Raw genomic sequence first — 16535 nt, 5'->3', positions numbered from 1 at the left:
GCGGTATCCCGCCTTAATTCAGATGCTCTGGTAACTCAGTTGCCGAGTAGTTCACTGAATCTTTTCAGCATAATTCTTGTCTCCTTCCGTAAAGACTTGCCTTCTATTATATATCTGTATTTTAAAAAATAGCAATCAAAAACTCCTCTCAGGCGCTATGCATAATAATTTCAACAACATGCTGCTTATAGCAGGTATTGATAAATTTATATCATTCTGATGAAATATTATATTTCATTTTTCACGTTAATGATGTAAAATTATCAATGTAAATATCAGGGCATATTCGAATAATCATTTCTAAACTTTTTCAAATATGCTCCGGAAAGGAACTTTTATACTAATGAAAACCAAGATTCAGGATATGACCTCCGGTTCACCGGGACGGTTGATCATTCTTTTTGCAATTCCCCTGATGCTGGGAAATATCTGTCAGCAGCTTTATACAATGGTGGATACCATGGTTGTTGGCCAGGTTGCAGGTGTGGAGGCTCTTGCCGCACTGGGTGCTGTTGACTTTCTGATGTGGGTTGTCACAGGAATATCCACAGGACTCACTCAGGGATTTTCTATTCAACTCTCCCAGTATTATGGGGCAAAGGATTTCGAAAATCTGCGTAAATCTCTGGCTCACAGTTACCGGCTGACCGCATTCATCGCAGCCGGAGTATTGATTCTCAGCCAGTCATTTGCTTCGCTGGTATTAACAGGGCTGCATACACCTTCCAATATTATCGGAATGTCTCTGTTATATCTGCGCATCATTTTCTGTGGAATCCCCGCCACAGCAGCCTATAATATGTTTGCCTCTGCTCTAAGGGCTATGGGAAACAGTAAAACACCGCTGACCGCAATGATCATCGCATCTGTGCTGAATGTCTCACTGGACATCCTTTTTGTGGCAGGCTTCGGATGGGGTGTGGCAGGAGCAGCAATCGCAACTGTGATCGCACAGAGCTTCTCCGCTGTTTACTGTTTCCTGATTTTACGCAGAATTGATATCGTTCATCTGACCAGAGCAGATTTTATGCCTGCCTCCGGCATGAATGCCCGCCTGATGAAACTTGGTATTCCTGTTGTATTCCAGAATATCATCATCGGTGTGGGCGGTCTGGTAGTCCAGTATGTGATCAATGGCTACGGTTTCCTTTTTGTGGCAGGATTTACAGCTACAAACAAGCTTTATGGTCTGCTGGAAATGGCTGCTATTTCCTATGGATATGCCATCGTTACCTATGTGGGTCAGAATCTGGGAGCCGAAAAGATTGACAGGATCAGAAAAGGCGTCCGCAGCAGTATGCTGCTTTCCCTGCTTACCTCACTGATCATTTCTGCTGCCATGTTTTTATTTGGAAAAAATATTCTCTCACTTTTCATCTCAGGTGAACCGCAGCAGACACAGCAGGTACTGGCAATTGCTTTTAAATACCTTTCTATTATGGCTGCCATGCTCTGGGTTTTGTACTTTCTGTACGTGTACAGATCTGCACTTCAGGGGCTGGGAGATACCTTAATGCCTATGGTAAGTGGTATGGCTGAATTTGTCATGCGTATCAGTGCTGCACTGATCCTTCCTCATTTTATCGGACAGGACGGTATTTTCTTTGCAGAGATTGCAGCATGGAGCGGAGCCACTGTGATCTTATGCATCAGCTATTATGTACGGATGCATAAATATCATTAAAACAAAACAGGGAGCTGTCGGTAAATAACGTTTTTTAGAGCTGACAGCACCAAACAAAAATATCCTGACAGTTACAGAGCTTTCTGGCTCTGCAACTTGTTCAGGATATTTTTATTTTGATAAATACTTTCTGTTTTTGGCCGCAAAAAATCCTTGTTTGGATTTTTTCAGCCGCATTTTTTTCTAGGCAGTTTTTCCTTCAAATTTTCTCAGTTTTTCGTATAAAAAACGAGGATATTTATTTATATTTCTTCCAATAGCATACAGCATGAATTCTTTATATACCTTATCTGCCGAACGGTAATTAAAACGCCGGAAGTTCTCATTTTCCTTTATATCTCCAAAATGTCCTTCCGTCTGAATGGAATGTGTCTGGCGTTTCAGGATCCCGCGTTCACTCTGGATATTGGCATGCGATCTTTCTTTCAGTTCCTCCCATTGTTCATTGATCTTCATGACTTTGTTCTTTTCGGCATCTTTCTCCGCATCATACTTATACAGACAGCGCGCTTTATGTTCACATCCGCTGCAGTCTGCACAACCATATACCTCAAAGATCTGTGTATATCCATCCTGCTCTTTGCTCTCTGTCCTGAGATGCCGCAGTTCACGTCCGTCATGGCAGATATAGAACTGTTCATCTTCAAAGATCCCTGTCCTCATGTTGTAATATTTACTGATATCTTCTGAATAAGCGCGTGTTTTTCGCTTTTCATGATCCTGCAGTTTTATATAACTGGATATTTCATTCCGTTTTAAATAAAGCAGATTTTTTTCACTACAGTACCCGCTGTCCGCAGTTACTTCTTCCAGAAGCAGATGCAGATGGGTTTCAGCATATCCCGGATGGATATGGAGAAGAATTACCGTTTCGATAAGGAGGGCAAAATGAATCAGGTAGATAAAGAACTGATGCAGGAAAAAGGAATCCTGACAGAAAATGAAAAAGCAGATGAATATGAAATCCAAAAGGCAGCCATGAAAGAGGCTGTTTTTTTCCTGGCTGCAATGCTGGAGAAAAATCTGGATATGTCAGAACTTCAGACAATTTCCTTATATCTGAAGGAATTATCCATGAAGCAGCATTATATGCACATTCACCTGTATGTTCAGCAGCTTTACAGAAACAGCAGACCGCATGAGAAACTGGAAACATTCTATGCAGCATCTTTGCAGGAAGAAGCACAGCGAATGTACAGCACTTATTTTGTTGCGTATCTGAAAATGCTGATCGGGCGGTTGAGTGAAATGGATGATCTGATCAACTTAAAAAAACTTATGAAAGAGGAGGAAAATCGTGAATAATAATTCAGAATTTATGCCGGTAGAGTGTTTGAATGTTCCGAAAGTGCTTTTCTATGATAAGCAGTACGAGGATTTATCTATGGATGCAAAACTTATCTATGCACTGCTGTTGGACAGAAAGGAAATGGTCATCAGAAATGAGTGGGTAGATGAGTATGGAGACACTTATGTGATTTATCCAAAACAGGAAATAAAGAAATATCTGAATATATCCAGATATCGGATTGACCAGGCACTTGCAGAACTGGAAGAACATGATCAAATGGTAGAAGTGGCAGTACCTTATCCAGGGAAGCTCTGCCAGTTCTATGTGAAGGATATCACTGACAATGAAAAACAGATGGAGGAAGACATAATGAAGAAAATGAAAGAAAGCAATGGAGAGAATTTTTGCAGATCATCAGGGTGTGGCTATGCAAGATGTTTTACAGGAATTTCACCTAAATACATGGCGAAAATGAATAAAGAAGACAGGAATAATTTCCAAACGGCTATAGAAGAAATACTGGAAGATCTTAATCTGGGAGGTCATGTTACAGCAGAGCCATTGATGTCAGAAAGAACCAAAGAATATTTTGACAGTTATAAAGATGAGGCGTATTACAGTCTCAGCCCTAAGAAGCGAAAGATCGTTGATATGCAGCAGAGGGGCTATATTGATGAGGATGGACAGATTGATGAAGACGCCATCTATGATGATGCCTGTGAAGCAGCAGAAGAGCTGGCAGTATTTTTGCGAGCAGTTTTCAATAATCCGAAAGAAGATTCAAAGAAACTGATTAAATTTCTGGATAACCTCTGGACAGCAGGAAAATATAAACAGCTGCAGGCTACACTGATCGGATTTGAGCTTCTTTTTGAATTTCCAGAAAAATATCTTGAAGATGTGGAATGTTGTCTTGGTGAAGCAAGAAAACTTTTTCTGTTTGCCATATAAAAATCTCCTTTATGTTTTTATAAAATCGAGCGAAGCGAAGATTCCAAAAGTGGGGAGGGTCCCGCTTTTGAGGCGAATGCCCGGCAGTGTATATACACTGCCTGTCCCTGCTATTCTTAGCTCTCAGGTATTAAATACAAAAAATCAAAGAAATGTTTATTTTGGATGTGCGGATTATTGCTGAAGCAACTAAAAAATAGAGAAGAGAGATGACAGCTATTGGCATTGTACCATTTTTTAGTAATGTATTTGTCATAGACACATGTCTTGAAAAAATGATAGCGGAACAATATGTTGCTGTGATATAATAAAATATTCGGAATATTTGGAAGAGAATGAAGAGAGGATATGAGTGAACGACATGAAGAAAACAAAAGAAGGAGTTAATTTGAAGAAAAAGAAATTCCTTAGACTGAAGAATACAGGTAGTATCCTTGTGCTTATGGGGCTTTTGATAATTTTTGTAATAGCACTGTACACATTTATCCTGCAAAGTTCTTACACTAAGACCGCCCTTGATACAGAAATTGCGCGTGATACAGCGAGTGCAGATGCAGTACACAAACTTGTGGATGGAAGAATCAGCAAAGAAGATTTTGATCAAATCAAAGATCAATCTGATGAAAAGAAGCAAATATATAAGGATATTTCTTCATATTTCAATGAAATCAGAACACTGAATTCTACTCGATATATTTACACCGCTAAAAAAAATGAAGAAGGAAAACTCGTTTACGTGGTAGACGGTTTGAATCCGGATGCGGATGATGTAAGGCACCCTGGAGATTATATTGAGGAAGAAATGGTTCCGTATATTGATAGGGCTATTTCTGGGGAGAATGTGTACTCTCAGGATATCATTGATACAACATGGGGGCCGATTTTTACGGCTTGCTATCCTGTAAGCGCAAATCATGATGGGACAGGAGAAATCATTGGCGCATTTTGCATTGAAATGGATATGCAATCAGCTTATGGAATGGTTGAAAAGACGAATCATATTTCCATCATCTGCGGTATAGTCGCAGGAGCTGTATTGCTTTTAATTTGTCTATATACCTATTATGTTTACCAGAAAAGCAAGGCAGAAGAGCAAAAACAAAAACAATTATTAATGAACGCCGCTGAGGAAGCAGAGTCTGCCAACAAAGCAAAATCTGCGTTTTTGCTTAGTATTAGCCATGACATCAGAACGCCGATGAATGCCATTATTGGATTTACAAACATTGCGCTTCACCAGAACACGGTTTCAGATATTCATGATAGCTTGGAGAAAGTTCAAAAAAGTTCGAATCATCTTCTCTCTTTGTTGAATGACGTACTGGATTTTAGTCGCATTGAAAGTGGAAAAGTTACTATTTCGCCCGAGCCAGTGGACATTACTCAATTGACAGATAATGTCCAGGCGATTATGAATGGACTTCTTTATAACCGAGATCTTAAGTTTGAAGTACATCGAGAAAGACCAAAGAACCCATATGTCCTTGCGGATGTTACGCGTATTCGAGAAGTTCTGGTGAATCTTCTTGGCAATGCTGTGAAATTCACAAAGGACGGTGGAAAGATTACTTTGGATATCAGCACTTACCCCGGAACGGATGAGAAACATATCATAATTCGTTATGTTGTTCAAGATAATGGTATTGGCATGAGCGAAGAGTTCCAGAAAGAATTATTCAAGCCGTTTTCACAAGAAGATAATGCTAATGCCAGAACCAAATATAAGGGAACCGGTCTTGGCATGGCCATCACACAAAAATATGTGGATATGATGGGCGGTTCGATTGCTGTTGAGAGCAAAAAAGGTGTAGGTTCTACATTCACAGTGGAGATCCCACTGGAGTTGCAAGAACAGGTTATTCAATCAGAACAAAAACAACCTCTACATAGAGATTTGACAGGTGTTCATGTTCTTATGGCAGAGGATAATGATCTAAATGCTGAACTTGCTACGATAATGCTGGAAGATGCCGGTATGACCGTAACACGCGCATCAGATGGAAAAGAAGTCGTGAATTTGTTTAAAAATCATCCACGAGACACATACGATCTTATTTTGATGGATATCATGATGCCAAACATGGATGGACACCAAGCAACGAAAGCCATTCGAGCCCTAGGTATAGAGCGATCCGATGCAGTTACGATTCCAATTATAGCTTTGTCTGCAAATGCTTTTATAGATGATATTCAGGAATCCCTGGATTCAGGCATGAATGATCATATTTCCAAGCCGATTAACATGGAAGAAGTAACTGATACAATCGCTAAATACATTAAAGACGATACATGTTTGGAAAAGGAACTGAAGCAGAAACAAAATGACAGATAAGTGTCGGAGCATCAGGAAAATCGCATCGTTAGTGAGAAAAATATGACGGTATCTGAATCCTTTATAACAAAGTATTTAAGCATTGTCTAAAAGATCAGATGTTAATAAAAGAATACATTAAATAACAAAAAAAGAATGCAAAGAGGTGGAACTGTATCTGGCCAGGAAAGGCAGTGCAGTTTCGCCTTTTTTGTGCTGTCCTTTTCCTTTCATTCCATGTTATAGTGATATTGTACAAAAATAAAATAATTTGAAATTTGCTGTGATTTTTTTCATTTTGATACGTTTATTATAAAGAGTAAATTCAGCAGAAAGGGTTTGGAAAGTAGAAAAATGCAATATAATAGAAAAATGATTAATGGTGTAGTATTTTTGGAAGAGCAGGCAGATTATTTGTTGCTTCTTGGAAAAGAGGGATTATATACAGTGCAGGCAGAAAATGATCATTGGAATGTTCATTATACACTTCCGGGAGATACATCAAATTTAGACAAACAGTTTATTTCCAAAGATGAAGCATTGCAGGATGTTTATGAAATGGATATATGGCGCAGAAATAGATGGAAATTTTTGCCAATGAAAGAACTAAGGACAAGATTAAAGAAACTTCTCATGGAAGCTGGATTTACACAAGCAGAACTTGCCGAGATGGTGGAAAATTGCAAGGATAATATAAGGAGACTGGAGAGGAACAAATTTATAAATCCTACATATCAGCTCCATCATGATTTCACAGAATTTTTTGAAAAACCTGTGGAAGAAATTTTGGGATATGAAGAAATATAAAATAGAAGGCTGGTGCATAGCAGAAGTGAAACTGTTAATGCATCAGCCTTTTAAAATTAGCCAACTACTTTTCCAAAAGTTTTTAAGGTGGAGCCGGAAGTGACTTGGATAGGAGCATATTTTTTATTTAGAGAAATAAGCTGAATACCGGAATCGGATTGATGATATTTCTTTACATAAGCATCACCATCAAGGAAGAAGACACCGATTTCTCCTTCTTCAAGAGTTTCTTGTTTATGAATCCAGATGATCTGTCCATCCAGATAGAGAGGCTCCATACTGTCACCACATATGATGTTGTTCCGAAAGAAGAAATTGCTGAATTTGAAGAGCTTATGCGCAAAACCATAGCTGACATTGTATCAGAAGCCAGTAGCGTTGCCTGTTGGGTGTATGTGCAGAAATATGTTAAGCACAAAACCCTAAACGAAATGCTGCAAGAATTGCCAGACGTAGGTCAATTCATCCTAGCTATGGATACCTGGTTTGAAAAACTGATGGAGAAATAATCTAGGAAAATAGTTTAAAGTTTACATGTTATGATCATGTATGAAGTTGGAACAAAATAAAAGAATTGTGCTATAATATTGTTCAAGAAAAAAACTCATTGACATATTTCAATCTATTTAGGAGGATAAACGATCATGTGTACAGCAGCAACTTATAAAACAAAAGATTTTTACTTTGGACGAACCCTCGATTATGAATTCTCTTATGGTGATCAGATAGTAATTACACCACGTAATTATGCGTTTAATTTTCGCCATGTTGGCGATATGAAAATTCATTATGCAATTATTGGAATGGCTCATGTTGCAGAGGATTATCCTTTGTATTATGATGCTATGAATGAAAAAGGAGTGGCAATGGCAGGACTGAATTTTGTCGGAAATGCTGTTTATGCTGCGATTAAGCCAGATGTGGAAAATATTGCACAGTTTGAATTTATTCCGTGGATTTTAAGTCAGTGTTCTTCTTTAGTTGAAGTTCGCGAGCTTCTTGAACGAATTAATATTGTTAATACTCCTTTCAGCGAGCAATTACCATTAGCACAATTACACTGGATCATTTCTGATGAGAATGAGTCAATTACGGTAGAATCTATGTCGGATGGTTTGCATATTTATGACAATCCAGTAGGAGTGCTTACGAATAATCCGCCATTTCCACAGCAGATGTTTCAACTAAATAATTATATGTATTTATCTCCTAAACAGCCCAGAAATACTTTCTGCGAAAATTTGGCTCTTGATGCATATAGTAGAGGTATGGGAGGATTAGGTCTTCCGGGAGATCTCTCATCTTCCTCACGCTTTGTACGTGTAGCTTTTACAAAGGTAAATGCAATTTCAGGTGAATCAGAGGAAGAAAGCGTTAGCCAATTCTTCCACATTCTCGGATCTGTGGATCAGCAACGAGGATGTTGCGAAGTAGCGGATGGAAAATATGAAATCACATTGTATACGTCGTGTTGTAATGTTACAAAAGGTATTTATTATTACAATACTTATGAAAACCATCAGATCAGTGCAGTAGATATGCATGTTGAAAATCTGGATAGTGATAAAATGATTTGTTATCCAGTAATTCAAGGAGAACGAATCAACTATCAAAATAAATAATGTTTTGAAATCAGGGATGAGGTAGAAAGGAAAGTTCCATGACAAAAGATGAAGTAAAAAAACTCAGGATGAACAGTACGGAATCACTACAGTTTTTAAATAATGCTACAAAATTTTATAATTTAATGATGATGTATCGTTGTGCTATTCGGGAGATACAAACTAAACTTGAGGTTTTGGATGATGAATTTTCAGTTGAGAACAATCGAAATCCTATTTCTTTTATAAAAACAAGAATTAAGAAGCCCAATAGTATTTACGATAAACTGCAGAAGATGGGATATGAATTTACAACAGAAAATATACAGACATATCTCAATGATGTAGCAGGCGTTCGAATAGTTTGTGCGTTTATTGACGATATTTATATGATATCAGATTTGATTACCCAACAGGATGATATTAAAGTTATTGAAATAAAAGATTATATAAAAAATCCAAAATCGAATGGTTATCGAAGCTATCATATGATTGTCGAAATACCAGTATTTTTTGCTAAGGGTAAAACACCTATGCGTGTAGAATTACAGATTCGAACCAATGGTATGGATTTCTGGGCAACATTGGAACATCAACTTCGCTATAAAAAAGGAATTGAAGAAATGCCTGGCTATGATGAGATAAGTGAAGAATTACTTCATTCTGCAAGAGCTATCATTGAAGCAGATAATGAAATGCAGAGAATAAAAGACAAAATTGGTATGTTCCACGAAATTTAGGGAGAAAACTGAGCAAGTAGGAAGGTGGATATATGAAACAAGATACTTTAGAGGGCAAAGCAAAAACAAAAAATGGGGTAAAACGGCTGTGTTTTTCCATAATCTGCATTCTTTTGGAAGTGATTTTTATTATTACTATCGTAACACGTTTGAATGAATATGCAGAAATCATAAATTTATTTACAAGGATTTTGAGTGGGATCTTGGTTTTGGGATTGTACGCATCAAATAAGACATCCTCTATGAAAATGCCTTGGGTCATCTTAATTCTAATTTTCCCAATTATGGGTGTAGGCCTGTATTTGTTGATTGGTTTGAATGGTGGCACACATAAAATGCGTGAGCGATATGCAGAAATTGATAGCAAATTGTTACCAATGCTTCCGGACAGTCAGGAGTGTTTGAGCAAAATAAAAGAAACAATTCCGAAAGCAGGAAATATAGCAAGTTACATACAAAGAAATTCGCAGTATCCAATCTATCAGAATACGGATATTGTGTATTTTGATGAAGCAGTGAAAGGATTAGAGGCACAGCTTAAGGATTTGGAGAAAGCACAGAAGTTTATCTTTATGGAATATCATGCGATAGAAGACGCTGAAGCATGGCATAAGATTCAAGATGTTCTGGAAGAGCGAGTAAAAGCAGGTGTGGAAGTTAGAGTATTCTACGATGATATGGGTTCTATAGGCTTTATTAACACAGATTTTGTGAAAAAGATGGAGGCAATAGGAATTCATTGCCGTGTATTCAATCCGTTTATGCCAGGTTTAAATCTGTTTTTGAACAATCGTGATCATAGAAAAATAACAGTTATTGATGGAAAAGTCGGATTTACAGGTGGATATAATCTAGCAAACGAATATTTTAATTACACACACCCGTATGGACAGTGGAAAGATACAGGTATTCGTTTAGAAGGAGATGCTGTTCAGTCGCTTACGGTGACATTTTTGGAAATGTGGAATGCAGTAAGTGATAAGGATGCTAATGATTCTGATTTTAGTAAATACCTTTTCCACTATGATTATGCGGCACAGCAAACTGGGTTTGTTCAACCTTATGCAGACAGCCCTATGGATAATGAGCAAGTAGGAGAAGAAGTTTATATCAGTATGATAAATAAAGCTGAAAAATATTGTTGGTTTATGACTCCATATCTAATCATAACAGATGAAATGACGCATGCGTTATGTCTGGCTGCTAAGCGAGGGGTAGACGTAAGAATTATCACACCTGGTATCCCTGATAAAAAATTCATTTATAATATAACTCGTTCTTTTTATCATGGATTAGTTAAACATGGTGTTCGTGTTTATGAGTGGACTCCTGGTTTCTGTCATGCAAAAATGAGTGTGGCAGATGACTGTATGGCAACTTGTGGAACAATTAATCTGGATTATCGAAGTTTATATCACCATTTTGAAAACGGCTGTTTTATGGCAGATTGTCAGGCAGTTGTGGAAATAAAAAATGATCTGATAAGAACGATGGGAGAATGTCGTGATGTGACAGACCAATATCAAACCGGACGAAGTGCATATTTGCGACTGGGACAATTATTTATGAGATTATTTGCTGGATTGCTATAAGAATCTGATGAAACGACCTTTCAAAAAACAGTTGATTTAGAAGTTAACTGTTTTTGAAAGGCCGTTTTTGCTATATCTAACAGTCTGTTGTACAAAGAAGATTTTGCATGGATGAAAAAAACAAACCTTGTTGAGGTTAAATTGAGATTGACTTTGTATTGTATAAGTATGAAATAAAAAGGAATCAGGTGATGTACAATGAAAAAGCATAAAATATGTAAAATCCTTCTTGTTATACTGGCAATTTTTTTATGTGTGGCTTTTTATGAATTGCTCGGAATCTGCGTTGCATATAAAAAGCAGCCGGAAGTGTCCAATACAACCAAAAAAGAAACAAAAAATGAGTCATGGAACGAATGCAGTGAAAATACAGAACGGGCAGTAATCATAGAAAAGAATCCAGAAGCGCTTTTACAAAGAGTGCGTTTGATCAAGAATGCAAAAAAGGAAATTATTCTTTCTACTTTTGCATTTCAATCCGATGAAAGTGGAAAATTGATTTTAGGAGCACTGCATGATGCGGCAGACAGAGGTGTACATATTCGTCTGTTAGTAGATGGAATGGAGAGCTGGATTGATATGGAAGGAAATCCGTATTTCTATGGATTATCTTCCCATGAGAATGTTGAAATTAAACTGTATAATAAGGCCAATCCGTTGAAACCGTGGAAAATGATGGGTAGAATGCATGATAAATATTTGATTGCAGATGGAAAGAGATATATTCTTGGGGGAAGAAATACATACAATTATTTCCTGGGTGATTTTCCGGGACATAAGAACTATGACAGAGACGTGTTAGTGGTTTGTGATGAACCTGAGAAAGAAAATTCAGTTAACCAGTTGTCAGAGTATTTTGAAACCATATGGAATCAGGAAGACAGTGGTTATTTTCATAACAATAAAAAACTGGCAAATAGAAAATCTGTAAAGAACGCAGTTTTAGAGCTGCAGAACAGCTATCAGAAATATTTTGAAGAGAATAAGGAAAGAATCTGCGAGACCAATTATACGGACGAAACTTTTGAGACAGAAAAAATTACATTAGTGTCAAATCCTATTCACACAGGTTCCAAAGAACCAGTAGTGTGGTATCAGTTGGGAGAATTGATGAAAAATGCAAAAAATCGTGTGAAGATCCACACGCCATATATTATCTGTAATGATATGATGTATAATACATGGGAGGAGATTGCAGAGAACGTTTCAGATTTTTCTATCATGACAAATTCAGTTGCGAATAATGGGAATCCATTTGGGGCTGCCGATTATGCGAAAAACAGAAATAGAATTTTAAGTACAGGAATTAATATCTGGGAATATGAAGGCGGTTATTCATACCACGGAAAAAGTATTCTGATTGACGATGATCTGTCTGTAATCGGTTCCTTTAATATGGACATGAGAAGTGCATATCTGGATACGGAACTGATGCTTGTAATTCGCAGTAAAGATATTAATAAACAGTTGGAAGAGGGCATGATGGAATATGAAAAAGTGTCCCGCCAGATATTAGAAGGCGGAACTTATAATGATCCATATCATGTAGAGCCAATCGAATTAACAAAGAAACGTCAGAGAAAAATATTTTTGGTACAGCATCTGCTTGGATGGGCAAGGTATCTGTTTTAATAAGGAGGAAGGAAAACGTGTTTCAAATATTGATTGTAGAAGATGATAAAGAATTAAGCCAGCTATTCCAAAAAGTGCTTGAGAAGAATGGATATCAAGTCAAAAGTGCATCGGATGGAGCACAGGCATTAGAAGTATTGGATAAGGAATATATTGATCTGATCATTTCTGATATTATGATGCCGGTTATGGATGGCTATGAACTGGTGTCAGAACTCCGTTCAGCAGGATATCAGATACCAGTGCTTATGATCACTGCGAAAGGTTCCTTTGATGATATGCGCCAGGGATTTCTTTCGGGAAGTGACGATTATATGGTAAAACCGGTAAATGTGAATGAAATGGTTTTAAGAGTCGGAGCACTGCTTCGCCGTGCACAGATACTGAATGAACACAAAATTGTGATCGGTTCAACAGAGTTTGATTATGATGCAATGACGGTTACAACTGATAAGGAAAGTTTTGTTTTGCCTAAAAAAGAATTCCTGCTTTTATATAAGCTTGCAGCTTCGCCAGGCAGAACATTTACAAAACAACAGTTGATGGATGAAGTATGGGGATACGAGACGGAGGCAGACCCACATACGATAGAGGTACATATAGGAAGAATCAGAGAGCGTTTTAAAGATAACCCTGATTTTGAAATCGTAACAATGCGTGGAATTGGATACAAGGTGGTGAAAAAATAATGGAACAAAAGAAAGAAAAAGGATTGCGGATCCGATCCTGTCTGACTGGTGCAATCTGGCTGGCACTTGTATTTTCAACAGTCATATCTGCTTTATTATTTGCTTTTTTGAATCATTTTTTTAATCTGCCGGGCAGCATACCTGTGCTTGGCTGGCTTTTGATTTTCAATACATTGATTGCAGGGCTGATCACTTCCTTTATTAATGCAAAGTTACTGGAACCAATTACCAGACTTAGTAAAGCAATGAAGGAAGTTTCTCAGGGAGATTTTGAACAGCATTTGGAAACGAACAGCCGTATAGCAGAAGTTGGAGAATCTTATCAAAGTTTTAACGTTATGACAAAAGAACTTCGTGCAACAGAGGTGCTGCAGATGGATTTTGTATCTAATGTTTCTCATGAGTTTAAGACCCCGATTAATGCCATTGAAGGATATACAATGCTGCTTCAGGGAGAAGAACTGTCTCCGGATCAAGAGGAATATGTAGAAAAAATATTATTTAACACTCAAAGACTTTCCGGATTGGTTGGTAATATTTTGCTGTTATCCAAGTTAGAGAATCAGAATATACCAATGAAAAAAACAGAATATCGTCTGGATGAACAGATCCGCCAGGCATTTCTTTCATTGGAAACAAAATGGACAGAAAAAGAAATTGGTTTTCAGGTAGAATTGGAGGAAGTTAAATATACTGGGAATGAAGGACTTTTTATGCATATCTGGATAAATCTTTTGGATAATGCGATTAAGTTCAGCCCTTCAAAGGGGACAATTACGATGTTTCTGAAACAAGAACAGGATTCTGTTAAGTTCATTCTGGAAGATGAAGGACCAGGAATAGAGGATGATGTAAAATCCAGAATATTTGACAAGTTCTATCAGGTAGATGGATCTCATAAAGCAGAAGGAAATGGCCTAGGTCTTGCACTTGTAAAACGGATTGTAGATAGTGCCGGAGGAACAATCAAAGCAGAAAACCGTGAATATGGTGGATGCAGATTTGTTATAGAGCTGCCAAAGCAGAAAGATGAGATTATATAGTTTTAAGATAAATTAGAAGATGGGAGGATTTATATGACATTTTATCAGGAGTTGCAGTTAAATCAGGCAGGTTCTAAAAACCTGTTGAAAAAGAGTGAAACACTAAAAGAAAAATTATATCATATGTGGGTATATCTGGTGAAGATAGCTGTTACATTGGCATTTTGTTTTTCCTTTGTTAGTATTTTCAGCATCCTATTTGGAAATGAGAACAGCATTGTAGGTGTAGTAGTCTTATTATGTCTCATGGTGTTTAGAAATGCGGATCTGGGGATCCACACCGGACAATCTACGATGCTTTTGGCTTTGTTCTTTGTAATTATGACTGTATGTCCGCATTTAGCAAATCAGTTTTCACCGGTATTGGGAATGCTGTTAAATATTGCGGCACTGGCTGTGTTGATTCTGTTCGGATGCCATAATCCATTCATGTTTAATCAATCTACATTGGTTCTTGGGTATCTGCTGCTATATGGTTATGATGTTACGGGAAAAAGCTATCAGATGCGATTAGTCGGAATGGCTTTAGGTGCAGCACTTACCTGCTTCGTATTTTATCGAAATCATAAAAACAGAACTTATAAAAGAAATCTGAAAGATCTGATACAAGAATTTGATATCACTTCTTCCAGAACAAAATGGCAGATATGTCAGATTTTATGCGTACCGATTGTCCTTTGCATTGCAGAACTTTGTAATATGCCACGTGCAATGTGGGCTGGTATTGCGGCCATGTCCGCGATTTTGCCGTTTATGGAAGATATGCGCTACAGAGTCCGTAAAAGGATTGTCGGAAATATTGCAGGTGTTATATGTTTTACAGTATTATATTTTCTGCTTCCTTCGTCAATCTATGCATATATAGGAATTCTTGGTGGAATCGGTGTAGGATTTTCAGCACAATATGGCTGGCAGGCAGTATTTAACACATTTGGTGCTTTAGCCATTGCTGCAGAGACTTATGGACTACAAGGAGCGGTTAGTCTTAGAGTGATTCAAAATGTTTTTGGTGTTGTGTTTGCTTTAGCATTTTGTGTTATATTTTATTGGTTTATGTCTAAAAAAAGGAAAGTGAGGTAACCGTACATGCAGAGTGAAGTGAATCAGGAAGAAAATTTGAATAGAATTATTACGGTTCCTAATCTTCTTTCTTTTTTTCGGCTTTGTCTGATTCCGGTAATTATATGGAGTTATTGTGTAAAGAAAAATCCTCTGTTAGCTGGTGAAATTTTATTGCTGTCTGGTCTTACGGATCTTGCTGATGGATATATCGCAAGAAGATTCCATAGGATTAGTAATTTAGGAAAAATACTTGATCCAGTGGCTGATAAGCTGACACAGGCAGCGATGTTAATCTGTCTGTTTACTCGTTTTCCGCATGTGCTTCTTTTAATCGTAATAATGGCAGGTAAGGAGCTGTATATGGTAGTCAGTGGATGTCTTGTGATACGAAAGACAGGAAAAGTACATGGTGCAGACTGGCATGGAAAGATAGTAACCTTTTTATTATATGGAACTGCAGCGGTGCATATTATATGGTTCCACATTACACCGATGGTATCAGATCTGTTGATTGGTTTGTGCGCTATAATGATGGTCATATCGGTCGCTCTGTATATTATCCAGAATACCAGGACTCTTAAGGGAGAGACTGTATAAGCAATTTTATATTGCAATGACTAGAAAAATATTTAGGAGAAGATAGATATAAACAGTAAGTCAAACACACAAACTATGGAGTCTTTAGTCGGTTTAATAAAATTTTAGATAGAAAATAAATCATTATAAAAAGATCCTGTTCATACTATGATATATAGAACAGGATCTTTATTTACTTTATTTCGCCAGGAAATTGCTCTGAATCTCCATCGGCATATGATAAGCCTGGCCTCGTTTTGTCAGGCTGTATAATTTAAAGCTCATTAGTTCCGGAGTCGCATTCAATGAACTGCAGAGTCCGAAATAATCCAGGTCCTCGTTCTGAACCATCAGCCTTTTAAAATTAGCCAACTACTTTTCCAAAAGTTTTTAAGATGGATCCGGAAGTGACTTGGATAGGGGCATATTTTTTATTTAGAGAAATAAGCTGAATACCGGAATCGGATTGATGATATTTCTTTACATAAGCATCACCATCAATGAATATTACGGTGCGGCAGAGCCGCCAGTCCGGTGTGGCGAGAGCCACCTGTCC

At 37.5% G+C, this 16535-nt stretch carries 16 protein-coding genes and 2 pseudogenes; 14 read left to right on the top strand and 4 right to left on the bottom strand.

Annotation, left to right across the window (positions count from 1 at the left end; translation table 11 throughout):
* The first annotated feature begins 343 nt into the window (after positions 1–343).
* Positions 344–1684 (top strand): MATE family efflux transporter, encoded by a 1341-nt coding sequence (locus tag G5B12_RS16180; RefSeq protein WP_118062284.1) that lies wholly within the window; start codon positions 344–346, stop codon positions 1682–1684.
* A 183-nt stretch (positions 1685–1867) separates the two neighbouring features.
* Here G5B12_RS16180 and G5B12_RS16175 read toward each other — a convergent pair.
* Positions 1868–2497: pseudogene (locus tag G5B12_RS16175) on the bottom strand (transposase); the annotation flags it as partial.
* A gap of 75 nt (positions 2498–2572) precedes the next feature.
* Between G5B12_RS16175 and G5B12_RS16170 the strand changes: the two are divergent.
* The 4 genes from G5B12_RS16170 to G5B12_RS16155 all read left to right on the top strand — a co-directional run bounded on the left by G5B12_RS16170 (position 2573) and on the right by G5B12_RS16155 (position 7044).
* Entirely contained in the window at positions 2573–2989 is a 417-nt protein-coding gene (locus G5B12_RS16170) for a hypothetical protein (RefSeq protein WP_021976909.1), read from the top strand.
* On the top strand, positions 2982–3926 hold the full coding sequence (locus G5B12_RS16165) for a replication initiator protein A (protein ID WP_174088845.1): 945 nt from the start codon (positions 2982–2984) through the stop codon (positions 3924–3926). Before G5B12_RS16170 ends, G5B12_RS16165 begins: the two co-directional genes overlap by 8 nt.
* 361 nt (positions 3927–4287) lie before the next feature.
* Complete coding sequence (locus G5B12_RS16160; RefSeq protein ID WP_174088844.1) at positions 4288–6258, top strand: ATP-binding protein; 1971 nt, start codon at positions 4288–4290, stop codon at positions 6256–6258.
* Positions 6259–6576: 318 nt separating this feature from the next.
* A complete protein-coding gene (locus G5B12_RS16155; RefSeq protein ID WP_148445678.1) occupies positions 6577–7044 on the top strand; it encodes a helix-turn-helix transcriptional regulator in 468 nt (155 codons plus the stop codon).
* Positions 7045–7100: 56 nt separating this feature from the next.
* Here the strand turns inward: G5B12_RS16155 and G5B12_RS18570 are convergent, their stop codons facing one another.
* Positions 7101–7322: a S24 family peptidase gene (locus G5B12_RS18570; RefSeq protein WP_081019717.1), complete on the bottom strand. Its 222-nt coding sequence runs from the start codon at positions 7320–7322 to the stop codon at positions 7101–7103.
* Between the two features lie 6 nt (positions 7323–7328).
* Between G5B12_RS18570 and G5B12_RS16145 the strand changes: the two are divergent.
* From G5B12_RS16145 to G5B12_RS16105, 9 genes and pseudogenes are all read left to right on the top strand, one after another.
* Positions 7329–7553 (top strand): annotated as a pseudogene (locus tag G5B12_RS16145) (hypothetical protein); the annotation flags it as partial.
* Positions 7554–7688: 135 nt separating this feature from the next.
* Positions 7689–8666, top strand: coding sequence for a choloylglycine hydrolase (gene bsh, locus G5B12_RS16140; RefSeq protein ID WP_174088842.1), 978 nt, complete (start codon positions 7689–7691; stop codon positions 8664–8666).
* 38 nt (positions 8667–8704) lie between these two features.
* Positions 8705–9385, top strand: coding sequence for a GTP pyrophosphokinase (locus G5B12_RS16135; protein WP_174088840.1), 681 nt, complete (start codon positions 8705–8707; stop codon positions 9383–9385).
* Positions 9386–9417: 32 nt separating this feature from the next.
* The gene (cls, locus tag G5B12_RS16130; RefSeq protein ID WP_055166960.1) at positions 9418–10977 is read left to right on the top strand and encodes a cardiolipin synthase; all 1560 of its coding nucleotides are present in this window, start codon (positions 9418–9420) and stop codon (positions 10975–10977) included.
* 198 nt (positions 10978–11175) lie between these two features.
* On the top strand, positions 11176–12609 hold the full coding sequence (locus tag G5B12_RS16125) for a phospholipase D family protein (protein ID WP_119234867.1): 1434 nt from the start codon (positions 11176–11178) through the stop codon (positions 12607–12609).
* A complete protein-coding gene (locus G5B12_RS16120) occupies positions 12588–13298 on the top strand; it encodes a response regulator transcription factor (protein WP_119240215.1) in 711 nt (236 codons plus the stop codon). The genes G5B12_RS16125 and G5B12_RS16120 overlap by 22 nt, the downstream gene beginning before the upstream one ends.
* The gene (locus tag G5B12_RS16115) at positions 13298–14341 is read left to right on the top strand and encodes a HAMP domain-containing sensor histidine kinase (protein WP_005347239.1); all 1044 of its coding nucleotides are present in this window, start codon (positions 13298–13300) and stop codon (positions 14339–14341) included. The genes G5B12_RS16120 and G5B12_RS16115 overlap by 1 nt, the downstream gene beginning before the upstream one ends.
* A 33-nt stretch (positions 14342–14374) precedes the next feature.
* Positions 14375–15421, top strand: coding sequence for an FUSC family protein (locus G5B12_RS16110; RefSeq protein WP_174088838.1), 1047 nt, complete (start codon positions 14375–14377; stop codon positions 15419–15421).
* Between the two features lie 6 nt (positions 15422–15427).
* Positions 15428–16000, top strand: a complete 573-nt coding sequence (locus tag G5B12_RS16105; RefSeq protein ID WP_005335451.1) for a CDP-alcohol phosphatidyltransferase family protein — start codon at positions 15428–15430, stop codon at positions 15998–16000.
* A gap of 177 nt (positions 16001–16177) precedes the next feature.
* Here the strand turns inward: G5B12_RS16105 and G5B12_RS16100 are convergent, their stop codons facing one another.
* Together G5B12_RS16100 and G5B12_RS17315 are read right to left on the bottom strand one after the other, a co-directional pair.
* Positions 16178–16351 (bottom strand): hypothetical protein, encoded by a 174-nt coding sequence (locus G5B12_RS16100; protein ID WP_226815871.1) that lies wholly within the window; start codon positions 16349–16351, stop codon positions 16178–16180.
* Positions 16344–16535 (bottom strand): S24 family peptidase (locus G5B12_RS17315; RefSeq protein WP_244096125.1); only part of this gene is annotated, 192 nt, incomplete at its 5' end. The genes G5B12_RS17315 and G5B12_RS16100, both read right to left, overlap by 8 nt.

The organism is Blautia sp. MSK.20.85 (assembly GCF_013317245.1).
Lineage (GTDB): Bacteria > Bacillota > Clostridia > Lachnospirales > Lachnospiraceae > Blautia_A.
This window is presented reverse-complemented; position numbering and strand designations above follow the sequence as displayed.

Coding starts and splice junctions, on each gene's coding strand:
- G5B12_RS16180 (WP_118062284.1), top strand. CDS start 344: ATGAAAACCAAGATTCAGGATATGACCTCCGGTTCACCGGGACGGTTG.
- G5B12_RS16170 (WP_021976909.1), top strand. CDS start 2,573: ATGAATCAGGTAGATAAAGAACTGATGCAGGAAAAAGGAATCCTGACA.
- G5B12_RS16160 (WP_174088844.1), top strand. CDS start 4,288: ATGAAGAAAACAAAAGAAGGAGTTAATTTGAAGAAAAAGAAATTCCTT.
- G5B12_RS18570 (WP_081019717.1), bottom strand. CDS start 7,322: ATGGAGCCTCTCTATCTGGATGGACAGATCATCTGGATTCATAAACAA.
- bsh (WP_174088842.1), top strand. CDS start 7,689: ATGTGTACAGCAGCAACTTATAAAACAAAAGATTTTTACTTTGGACGA.
- G5B12_RS16135 (WP_174088840.1), top strand. CDS start 8,705: ATGACAAAAGATGAAGTAAAAAAACTCAGGATGAACAGTACGGAATCA.
- cls (WP_055166960.1), top strand. CDS start 9,418: ATGAAACAAGATACTTTAGAGGGCAAAGCAAAAACAAAAAATGGGGTA.
- G5B12_RS16125 (WP_119234867.1), top strand. CDS start 11,176: ATGAAAAAGCATAAAATATGTAAAATCCTTCTTGTTATACTGGCAATT.
- G5B12_RS16120 (WP_119240215.1), top strand. CDS start 12,588: ATGGGCAAGGTATCTGTTTTAATAAGGAGGAAGGAAAACGTGTTTCAA.
- G5B12_RS16115 (WP_005347239.1), top strand. CDS start 13,298: ATGGAACAAAAGAAAGAAAAAGGATTGCGGATCCGATCCTGTCTGACT.
- G5B12_RS16110 (WP_174088838.1), top strand. CDS start 14,375: ATGACATTTTATCAGGAGTTGCAGTTAAATCAGGCAGGTTCTAAAAAC.
- G5B12_RS16105 (WP_005335451.1), top strand. CDS start 15,428: ATGCAGAGTGAAGTGAATCAGGAAGAAAATTTGAATAGAATTATTACG.